Annotated in this window: 10 protein-coding genes; 1 reads left to right on the forward strand and 9 read right to left on the reverse strand. The window is 45.7% G+C overall.

Annotated elements, in window-relative coordinates:
• The 5 genes from A3756_RS15150 to rph form a co-directional block, all read right to left on the reverse strand.
• Positions 1 to 291 (reverse strand): hypothetical protein (locus A3756_RS15150; protein WP_197481325.1); only part of this gene is annotated, 291 nt, incomplete at its 3' end.
• Between the two features lie 96 nt (positions 292 to 387).
• Positions 388 to 972 carry an LPP20 family lipoprotein gene (locus tag A3756_RS15155; protein WP_068553799.1) on the reverse strand — a complete coding sequence of 195 codons (585 nt, stop codon included), beginning with the start codon at positions 970 to 972 and terminating at the stop codon, positions 388 to 390.
• Positions 973 to 1,203: 231 nt separating this feature from the next.
• Positions 1,204 to 2,298: a hypothetical protein gene (locus tag A3756_RS15160; protein ID WP_068553800.1), complete on the reverse strand. Its 1,095-nt coding sequence runs from the start codon at positions 2,296 to 2,298 to the stop codon at positions 1,204 to 1,206.
• A 39-nt stretch (positions 2,299 to 2,337) separates the two neighbouring features.
• Positions 2,338 to 3,210, reverse strand: a complete 873-nt coding sequence (locus tag A3756_RS15165) for an LCCL domain-containing protein (RefSeq protein WP_068553801.1) — start codon at positions 3,208 to 3,210, stop codon at positions 2,338 to 2,340.
• Positions 3,211 to 3,469: 259 nt separating this feature from the next.
• Complete coding sequence (gene rph, locus A3756_RS15170; protein WP_068553802.1) at positions 3,470 to 4,186, reverse strand: ribonuclease PH; 717 nt, start codon at positions 4,184 to 4,186, stop codon at positions 3,470 to 3,472.
• A gap of 151 nt (positions 4,187 to 4,337) precedes the next feature.
• Here rph and A3756_RS15175 point away from each other — a divergent pair, with 151 nt between their 5' ends.
• Positions 4,338 to 5,204 (forward strand): YicC/YloC family endoribonuclease, encoded by an 867-nt coding sequence (locus A3756_RS15175; protein ID WP_068514428.1) that lies wholly within the window; start codon positions 4,338 to 4,340, stop codon positions 5,202 to 5,204.
• Between the two features lie 60 nt (positions 5,205 to 5,264).
• Here the strand turns inward: A3756_RS15175 and phoU are convergent, their stop codons facing one another.
• The 4 genes from phoU to A3756_RS15195 form a co-directional block, all read right to left on the reverse strand.
• Positions 5,265 to 5,987 carry a phosphate signaling complex protein PhoU gene (phoU, locus tag A3756_RS15180; protein ID WP_304438889.1) on the reverse strand — a complete coding sequence of 241 codons (723 nt, stop codon included), beginning with the start codon at positions 5,985 to 5,987 and terminating at the stop codon, positions 5,265 to 5,267.
• 69 nt (positions 5,988 to 6,056) lie between these two features.
• A complete protein-coding gene (gene pstB, locus A3756_RS15185) occupies positions 6,057 to 6,929 on the reverse strand; it encodes a phosphate ABC transporter ATP-binding protein PstB (protein ID WP_068514420.1) in 873 nt (290 codons plus the stop codon).
• Between the two features lie 72 nt (positions 6,930 to 7,001).
• A complete protein-coding gene (pstA, locus tag A3756_RS15190) occupies positions 7,002 to 8,666 on the reverse strand; it encodes a phosphate ABC transporter permease PstA (protein ID WP_197469946.1) in 1,665 nt (554 codons plus the stop codon).
• Positions 8,667 to 8,677: 11 nt separating this feature from the next.
• Positions 8,678 to 10,771 (reverse strand): ABC transporter permease subunit (locus A3756_RS15195; RefSeq protein WP_068553803.1); only part of this gene is annotated, 2,094 nt, incomplete at its 5' end.

Here is a 10,771-nt window from a genome sequence, read left to right on the forward strand (position 1 = left end):
GAGCTTGCTTTGATAGCGCTGTGTTTCTTTCTGGGATATTTTCTTAAACTCTGCAAACTCTTCCATCAGCTTTTTCTTATAGCTATCGAAGGCGTTTGTTTCTTGAAGTTTGAATTTCTCAAACTCGGACATTTCCGGTTTTTTACTAGGGGGTGCACTTTGCTCGAAAGCTTTGTCGATGTCACCAAAAGCTTCGTTCATTTCATTAAAAGGGTCACTAGCAGAAAGGTTACTTATTGGAAGTGCTAGCAAAACCGCTAAATTGAGTAACTTAAAGCCGCCCTTTTTCATAACGTTATCCTTTTATTTGTTTAAGGCTTCAATACGATTTAGGAAGAGCCAGGAGCGAGCTTGTACCCGCCCTGGCAAAGGTGATAAGCGCCGTGATTAGTTTTCAGCGCTAAACTCAGCTTCCATTTCATCGGCTGCTTTCTTGGCTAAGAAACGCTCATATAAAACAGCTTCGTTTTTAGGAGAGATGCTTTTGCCAGAACCTTGAAGCAAGTCTTTAAACAAAGATTCGGTGAGTTCTGGAGACATAGTCACCATGACGCATAGCTTTTGTGTGTCGTCCGGGAAGTCTACATAGTCAATTTTGGTGACGCGGCTACCAGATAAGGTTTTGTTTGCTAGCTGCTTGGAAACCGACTCAAAAGTACCGCCGGTGGTTGAGCCTTCAGCTGTATCGGTTAGACGCTGGTAGGTCTTATCCATGGCTTTAACTTTTACTTCAATCTGCTTGGCTAGTTCTGCGCGAGCTAAAGCCGTTGCTTTGTTTTTCAATACGTTCATATCAGTGGTTGCGCTTACGCATTGTGTGTCAGCGATACCGTTTTCAATGATAGGCATTAGCACCCATGAAGGTAACTTCGCTTTAGGTGCTTCAGGTGCAGGGGCTTGAGAAGCACAAGCGCCAAGCAATGAAAATGCAACAGCCGTAGAAAGTGTTTGGAGGGATTTCTTCAGTTTCATGTTTCTTCCTTATGGGTAGTTTATGTTTTGTTATTTATACTTGAAGGACAAGTCTTCGTTTTGAGATAAAATATTTTTGTTGAGAAGAAAAAAATAATGAAGGACTGACATTGTTCGTTCCCTAAACAGCAATACAAACTCTATCTATACCATAACTTTTATAAATCATCATGAAAATTAAGTCCAGTGGATATACAAGCGGATCATCTACTTGACTAAGCAATGTTCTATTTAGTTGATGCGTGCTAACCAGGCAAAGACTTCAAGCTGGCCACCTTCACTTTCTTTAAAGTGAATGCTCAGTACTTTGGCATGAAGCTTAACATTGGTATTTTCATTGATATTGCTAATTAACAAAGAGCTGTTATCTCCTCGTTGGATGATCACAGATTCTTCAGAAACGTCGCTCTCTTTTTCAAAGGCCAGCTGAATTGCTGCACGCTTGATGGCAAGCTTAATCTGGTCTGAAATCAAACCCGATGCGACAGGTTTTTGTACGGAACCGATAGCACCATCATAGCCAAGGTGTTTGGGGTCTTTTAACCAGGCATTATTGGTCACAGGCTTGGCTTCAGATTGGCGAATATCGCCATAGAGTGCCACGCGGCTGTACAAGGTTCCTTGAGAAGAGCAGCGGTCTGTTACGGCATAGGATAGTGCCTCTTGGGTACCGGTGTTTACCTCTCCATCTTGCTTAAATACATTGTAGCGAAAGTAATTGCTATTGGTTTGGCGGAAGTTCTTCTGCGCAACAATATCAACGCCATACATATATTCCGCCTGCATCAAGGCATTCTCAATTGATTTATAATGCTGCTCAACCGGGCTAGTTGCCTGGTAGCTTACGCCGAGCATGGCGATTTGATCGCCCTTTGAAGGAGTGCACAGCCAGGCAGGCTGACAGGCCGAGATATCGCAGCTTTGCGGAGGGCACTGTTTTGAGATCTCTACTTTGTCGAGCGTTGCGTAGCTGTAGGCATAGCCATCTAGGCTAAACTCATCGCTAAAATATAGGGTTTGGCCATTTAAGGAGGCCGAGTCTACTTTGTCATTAACGCTTTCTAAGACACTTTCAATATCTTGGTTAACCGCAAGGTAGTCAGCCAAGCTCGCCACCGCCCGTTTACGGCTCTTTGTTATCGGTGTCTCGCCACCAATGTAGAGGTCTCTGGCTAGGCCGAATTGGCCAATTCTTTCCTCTGTTATTGGCTGCTCTAACCAGCAGGCTTGGTCACCAATATTCGGTTTGCTTTGTTGGCCTGCACAAGCGACGAGCAGACATATGCTAGAGAGCGTTAGCGGTTTAAGAAAGAGTGCTCTTTTCATAGCAGCCTGCATTGATGGAAGAGGACGACTTAGAATAAACTAAGGTAAGGCTATGAAAGTAAATCCTTTTTGATAGCGATTGTTTCTGTTATTACTCTGGATATCGTTTTTGTATGAGCCCTTAAAGCCATGCTTGCTTCTAATAATTCGGATTGCGACGGTACCACCTGATTTTGCAGTCATCAGACCTGCATGGATCGCAGCAGTACACACTGATGAATCAACATAATATTTATTATTTCCCCCATAAACGTTTTGCACAGCTCCGTTTGGTGGGCAATTGTAAGCGAAGTCCTGGCCTAATCGATTTTGGAACCCTCTAGCCGAGCTTTTCCAACTTGCATCAACGGTTTCTTCAATATCAATGCCACTTACGTTAGGGAGGCTATTAGCCGTAACAGTTTGAACGACCGTATTTGATTTGGAGCCTGCAAGCATCAGTTTATTTTGCAATTCTGCCATTTGTTGCTTAAGTGCAAGGTTCTCGCGCTGTGCAGTTAGTAAAGCCTGTTGCGTCTGATTCGCATTGCCAGCTTGAGTACTTCTAAGTGTCGTTAGTTCGGCATTAAGTTGAGCGTTTTGGTTTTGCAGTATGGAAATACGTTGGTTTAGCGCGGAGGTATCACAAGCCTTTGGCCCAGAGCGATCAATCAGCTTAGCCGTCAGGCTCTCGACTTTACCTTCCAGCTTGGCGATCTTACTCTTCTTCTTTTTTAGTACAGCTAACATTTTCGTTGCTCGCTGGTTGTTCTCACGTAACTCTGTGAGGCAGCTTCCTGTTTCCGCATCAAGCTCAGCATAAGTGCTAGCTTCTCTGCTTGAGTCAGCTTCCATTTCGGCAAAGGCATCAGCGTGGCTAAGAGGTGTCAGGCTGAAGATGAAGAGTAGGGATGTCAGTTGCTTCAGTTGCATTGCTAATTTCCTTGTCAGAATATAAAAGTGTGACAGCATTGGTGCAGAATATATCAACATTATAATGATTACCAGTCTACTGACCTGCCAATATATTTAGTGATAAACACTCACCAATCTTGTTATTAGAGGATGGACGGATATTAGATTTGAAACGAATGAGGGGATCAATATCACTTATACTTATCATGTAACTAGATGATCAGAATAAAAAAAGGGATGGTTTTGCTACCATCCCTTTTTTTATTCTAGGCTTTCTCTACGAGTTTCGAGAAGCTTCTTGTAATTCAAATATCTCGTTAATGCCTTTCTTCGCTAGTGCTAACATGGCATTAAATTCGGACTCTTCAAACGCTTCACCTTCAGCAGTGCCCTGAATCTCGATAAAGCCGCCTTTGTCTGTCATGATCACGTTCATATCAGTTTCTGCTTCTGAGTCTTCCGGGTAGTCCAAGTCGAGAACGGGTGTACCTTTGTAGATGCCTACAGAAATCGCCGCAATCTTTTGCTTTAGCGGGATTTCTTTCAGTTTTCCTGCATCTACCAAGCCTTGAAGAGCGTCCATGAGTGCCACGCAGCCCCCAGAGATAGACGCTGTACGAGTACCTCCATCTGCCTGGATAACATCGCAATCGATTTGAATGGTGCGTTCGCCGAGTGCTTTCATATCAACAGCGGCGCGTAATGAGCGACCGATTAGACGCTGAATTTCGACGGTACGACCTGTTTGTTTACCCTTTGCTGCTTCACGGATCATACGTGAACCGGTAGAGCGAGGCAGCATGCCATATTCAGCGGTTAACCAACCTTGTCCTTCACCTTTTAGGAAGCGGGGTACCTTTTCGTCTATTGAGGCAGTACAGATAACTTTGGTGTCGCCAAACTCAACCAGGACAGAGCCTTCAGCATGTTTTGTGTAGTTTCGGGTGATTTTAATCTCGCGTGCTTGATCTGGTTGGCGTTCGCTTGGTCTCATAAAGTTCTTCCTATTGGGGAATTAAATAAAGGGGTACCGGGAAAATTTGCCGGCAAGTTTATCACTTTAAAGGTGGGTTTCTAAGTGCCTAGCGAGTAGAATTCGTAAATCAATTTGAACATACGTAACTGAGCTAAGTGGGGAAGTACCAATGCTGAAAAGCATGACAGGATTTGCACGTTTAGAACTTGAAAGTGAACAAGGTGTATTAACGTGGGAGCTAAGAACGGTCAATCATCGTTATCTCGAGCCTCACTTAAAAATACCGGATATGTTTCGTGAAGCGGAACCTAAACTCAGATCCTTGATGCGTAAGTACTTATCTCGGGGCAAGCTAGACTGTTCCTTAAAGTGGCAGCCCAGTAACCGTAAAGCTGATGGCTTGAAGGTGAATGCTGAAGTGCTCGCTCAGTTAAGTGAAGCCTGCCGTTCGGTAAATGAGTTATTTGATGACGTCGCACCGGTTGATGCGATCTCGGTGCTTCAATGGCCTGGCGTGATTGATAATGAGTCAGGTGACCGCCAGCAACTGTTGGCACAAGCCAATGAGTCCTTTGAGGCCTGCTTAAAAATATTATTGGAAAACCGTCAACGTGAAGGCACTCAGCTAGAGCCTCTGTTTGAAGAGCGTTTAGTCGCTATTGAAAATATCGTTAAAGAAGTGCGCGCCTGGTTGCCAGATATTCTTAAAAAGCAAAGCGAATTAGTGAAGAAGCGCTTCGAAGAAGCTTCTGTACAAATGGACAATGAACGCCTTGAACAAGAGATGGTTTTGCTAGCGCAGAAAACTGATGTGGCTGAAGAGCTTGATCGTTTAGATGCTCATGTAGTTGAAGTACGAAGTGTACTGAAGAAAAAGGAGCCGGTGGGGCGACGTCTTGATTTCCTTATGCAGGAGTTAAACCGAGAAGCCAATACCTTGTCATCTAAGTCTATCGTAACAGACACCACAAAAGCGGCGGTAGAGTTGAAAGTTTTGATCGAGCAGATGCGCGAGCAAGTACAGAATGTAGAGTAGAGCGCTACTTGCAAAAACAGAGAGTGCCAAGGCAAAGCCTAGGGCACTCTTTTGAACTAACTACTTGGAAGACTCAACAAGCTGCTCAGCTTGCTTAATCGGCATATGACGCACATCTTTACCTTTTACGATGTAGATCACGTGCTCAGCCAGATTACACGCATGGTCACCGATACGTTCCAAGGCACGTAGTACCCACATAACGCTGTGAATCTGGGAGATACTGCGAGGGTCTTCCATCATGAAGGTCATCAGTGAGCGAACCGCTGACTTGTACTCGGCATCGACAGCATGGTCTTCTTTCATAATATCCAGTGCCATATCGATATCGAAACGTGCAAAGGCATCGAGTGCACCATTGACCATTTGACCAACATGATCGCTGATGTGGCGAATTTCGACGTAGCCGCGAGGTGCTTTGCCCTCTTCAGTCAGGCGGATTGCCATTTTGGCAATCTTACTGGCTTCATCACCAATGCGTTCGATATCTGCAACCATTTTGATGATAGAAATGACTAAGCGAAGGTCACTCGCTGCCGGCTGACGTCGTGCAATCAACTGGGTACAGTCTTCGTCGATCAGTAACTCCATTGCGTCAACTTCTTGGTCTTTGTTACGGACCGTATCGGCGAGTTCGCTATTGTTGGTGATAAGAGCTTCTACTGCATCAGATACTTGACGCTGTACGATACCGCCCATATTTAGCAACTGGTTACGCAACTCAGATAAATCCTGATTGAATTGCTGGGAAATGTGCTGAGTGTGGCCGTCGTTTGTTGTAATACTCATATTTGCCTCTTTTATCCGTTAATGCAGCATAGTGTCATGTAGCGAGTTGATATAGTCCTAAACCTAACCGTAACGACCGGTTATATAGTCTTCAGTCTGCTTGTTACGTGGGTTGGTAAACAGCTCATCAGTGTTGCCAAATTCGATCAAGTCGCCCATATACATAAACGCCGTGTAGTCAGATACACGAGCAGCCTGCTGCATATTGTGGGTTACGATAACGATAGTATAGTCATCTTTTAGCTGGTGAATCAGTTCTTCAATTTTCAGCGTAGACAATGGGTCCAAGGCTGAAGCGGGTTCATCAAGCAGTAATACATCTGGTTTAACAGCAACGGTTCGTGCGATCACCAAACGTTGTTGCTGACCACCGGATAGACCCAATGCGCTATCATCAAGACGATCTTTAACTTCATCCCAAAGTGCTGCAGAACGTAGAGACCATTCTACTGTTTCATCTAGAATACGCTTTTTGTTGATTCCTTGAATACGCAGGCCATAAGCGACGTTTTCATAGATGCTCTTTGGGAAAGGGTTTGGCTTCTGGAATACCATACCAATGCGGCGACGAAGTTCAGCCACTTCGACTTTACGTTGGTAGATATCTTTACCTTCGTGCATGATTTTACCGGTGATGCTACAGCCATCAACCAAATCGTTCATGCGATTGAAGCAACGCAATAATGTCGATTTACCACAACCCGATGGGCCGATAAAAGCCGTTACTCGGTTCTGTGGGATCTGCATATTTACGCCGTGAAGGGCCTCTTTTTCACCGTAGCATAAGCGTAAATCGTCAACGGTTAGTGCAATTTTTTCGTCTTCCAGCTTTAGAGCTGCAGACTTACGCTGTAGTGAACTGATATCGATAGCGTGCGTCTTAGTTTCGGTTTGTGCGCCTGCTTGTGTCGTCGAATCATTTGTATCATTTTGCATAGTCATATCTCTTTCTGGTGTCTATCCAGTTAACTCAATAATTATTAAAACTCAAACCATTTCAGGCGCTAGTTAAACTTCTAATGCTTTGTACTTCTCACGTAGCTTGTTACGAATCGCGACTGCGCTTAGGTTTAGCATTGCAATAACGATAACCAATAATAGCGAGGTTGCGTAAACAAGTGGTCGTGCCGCTTCGACGTTAGGGCTCTGGAAGCCAACATCGTAGATATGGAAGCCTAAGTGCATAAACTTCTGGTCCAAATGCAGATAAGGGTAGTTGCCATCTAGCGGTAATGAAGGCGCTAGCTTAACCACACCTACCAGCATCAATGGCGCAACTTCACCCGCTGCACGAGCAATCGCAAGAATAACACCGGTCATCATTGCAGGGCTTGCCATAGGTAGTACGACACGCCAGAGTGTTTCAGCTTTGGTTGCGCCCAAGGCCAGGCTACCTTCACGAATGGATCTTGGAATACGTGATAAGCCTTCTTCAGTCGCTACAATAACCACTGGCAATGTCAGGATCGCTAGCGTGACTGAAGCCCATAACAAACCACCGGTACCTAGCGTCGGCGCGGGTAATGCCTCAGGGAAGAAGGCCTGATCAATACCTGAGCCCAGGAAGTAAATAAAGAAGCCCAGGCCAAATACACCGTATACGATAGAGGGAACACCGGCGAGGTTGTTAACCGCGATTCGGATAATTCGGGTAATTGCACCCTGGTGTGCATATTCACGCAAGTAAACAGCGGCGATAACGCCTAGTGGTGTCACCATGATAGACATGACGATTACCATCAAAACCGTACCGTAAATAGCGGGGAAGATACCGCCTTCTGTGTTGGCTTCACGCGGGTCATCGCTAACAAACTCAACTAGCTTCTCAATATAGAAGGAGATCTTCTCAGCCAGCGACATTTTGTTAGGCTGGAATGCGCGAACAACGTGGGCTATCTCGATTTCTCGCTCTTGGCCATCCGCTGTTGTTGCGACGAGACTGTCACGATTGATTTGCGTGTATAAATCACTCAGGCGTGATTGCAGCCCTTTGTATTGATTATCGAGCGCTGCGCGTTCTTCTTTAAGCGCTAATTGACGCTGAGCTGTTAGCTCATTGTTTAGCTCATAAGAGCGCTCTTTTAGGCGTAAACGCTCGATTTGGCTGTTGATGCTGCCGATCTCGGCCTTTTCGATCGTATAGATCTCATCATGAATGCTCAATGCACGTTCGATACGCTTGCTCAGTTCATCCCATGCGCCATTTCCAGAGGCGACAACCTGGCCGCTTTCTTTTACATCTTTAAGGTAGCCGTAGAAGTTACCCCATTCGCGACGTTCCATTGCGATAATATCTTCAGGGTAATGACGATTACTTAAGGAGGCATCCAATACCCAGCGGAAGTCACTGCCCGTTACATCCCGGTTACCCATTTTAAGCAGGTGACGATCCATAAACTCGACGCCTTGAGGAACCTTGTAACCAGCCTCTCTCAGCTGAACAGCAGAAACACTTTCTGTTTCGACCAGCTCACCCATGATTTTATAGGTACCGCCATTTCGGTTTTCTACATCAGCCTCGACGACATCATGTGCCCAGAAGTGCACTAAACCACGTGAAGCGATCAGGATTAACAGGCTAAAGACCATCACCAAGCTGATTGCGACCGCGCCAGCGTTTAACCAAACCCAAGGATCGCCGTCTTTAAACCATTTCTTTAAAGGTACTCTCATGATTTTAATCCTTAAATTACGCTGTACTTAGAACGAAGGCTCTGACGAACCCATTCAGCAAAGGTGTTAACAACAAAGGTAAAGAGGAACAATACAAAGGCTGCCAGGAACAAGATACGGTAGTGTGTACTGCCNACTTCGGATTCTGGCATTTCAACTGCGATGTTGGCAGACAAGGTTCTCATGCCTTCAAAAATATTCACATCCATGATTGGCGTGTTACCCGTTGCCATCAATACGATCATGGTTTCACCAACTGCACGACCCATACCGATCATTACAGCAGAGAAGATACCCGGGCTTGCCGTAGGAAGAATGACGCGAGTCATGGTTTGCCACTGGGTAGCACCCAATGCCAGAGAGCCATAGCTCAAATGCTTCGGTACACTGAAAATCGCATCTTCAGTAATCGAGAAGATAGTAGGAATGACGGCAAAGCCCATCGCGGCGCCCACGACTAAGGCGTTACGCTGGTCAAAATCGATGCCCATTTCATTGGTCAACCAAGACCGCATATCGCCGCCAAAGAAGGCGACTTCCAATACCGGGCTAATTTCGATACTGAACCACGAGGCTAACAAGATAACCGGAATTAACAGCACGGGGTCCCAGCCTTCCGGTACGGCGTGTCTAATTCGGTCGGGTAAGTTCACCCAAATGAAGCCAAACGCAAGTAAAGAGAGCGGGGTAATCAAGAGCCAAGCAAAGATGCCTGGTAAGTGATCTTCCATGAATGGCGCGAAAAACAGACCTGCCAAGAAACCGAGGATAACCGTCGGTAGTGCTTCCATAAGTTCTATCGAAGGCTTCACTTTACGACGCAGTGCGGGTGCCATGAAGTAAGCCGTATATAGCGCGCCGCAGATAGCAAGTGGCGTCGCGACTAGCATAGCGTAAAATGCTGCTTTTAATGTACCAAAGGCAAGTGGCGACAGGCTGTACTTTGGTTCAAAGTCGTTGTTAGAGGCTGAAGACTGCCAAACGTACTCTGGCTCTTGGTACCCTTCGTACCAAACTTCTTGCCATAGGGCTGAGAAAGAAATTTCAGGGTGTTCGTTGTCAATGTGCCAGAAGCTAATCTGACCTTGCTCATTTTCGACTAATACATAGTTAGCGCGAGGTGCGATGCTGGCATGTGTGATGGCGGCGTCGCTTACTTTCTTCTCTAATGTTGTGCTGTGAGCAGTCGTGTTGAACAAAGAAATGGTGCCGCTATCATCTACCGAGGCAAAGCCTTTTCGGCGGTGTTCAATGGCGATTGATGTGATTTCTGCCGTAGAATCTTCATCAATTGAGAAGTCACGAATTCGCTGTAATGAGTAGTGGTTGTTGTCGTCACGAACCATAAACCATTGAGAAACAATCCCGCCGGACTCAGTCACCAATATAGAGGAACCGCCAAGTAAAAGTTCCATGCCGATAATGTCTCTGTTCTCGGGCAAATGAACGGTGCCGTTAATGGTCGCCTGTTCGTTATCGGCCAGGTCGAAGATGTTGATGTCTTTTTCCGATGCTACAAAAACCCAGCGCATACCGGGTTCAGCGATGACGAACTTTGGTTCACTATTCAATGTCGGCATGCTAACAGGCTCTGCTTCAAGCATTACCTCACCGGTCATGAAGTTTTCTTCTTTTGAGAAGCGAGTTGAGAACAGTTCACTTTGATCATTCGCGCCAACGATCAAAATGGCGTCTTCAGTTAATGATAATGAGACAAATGTAATTGGGTGCCCTGATTCGTCCATATCCATTGGCTCTTCGCCAAAGGGAAACTCGATATAAGGCGTAATAAGGCGCTTATCGTTTGGATAGGTGATCTTGTAGCTGTGCTTAACGATAATAATTTGGCCATTACTCAAACCTGCCAAAATAGTGCGACTGGCGGGCTCTGCAGCACTGACGCTTGTGACACTAACGCCTTCAGGGATGGGTAGGCGCTGATTACTGACAACGCTGCCGTCTTGCGTATTGAAGAAGATAATATTGCCCTGATCCGTCACACGAAGGGCTTTTTCAGCTTGCTCTTCCATGGCGTAGTATAGCGTTGTGCCTGAGTCTGCTGCTGGAACTTGGTATTCACTGACGGCCTCAATTTCAGCCGACTC

Source organism: Oleiphilus sp. HI0086, assembly GCF_001635225.1.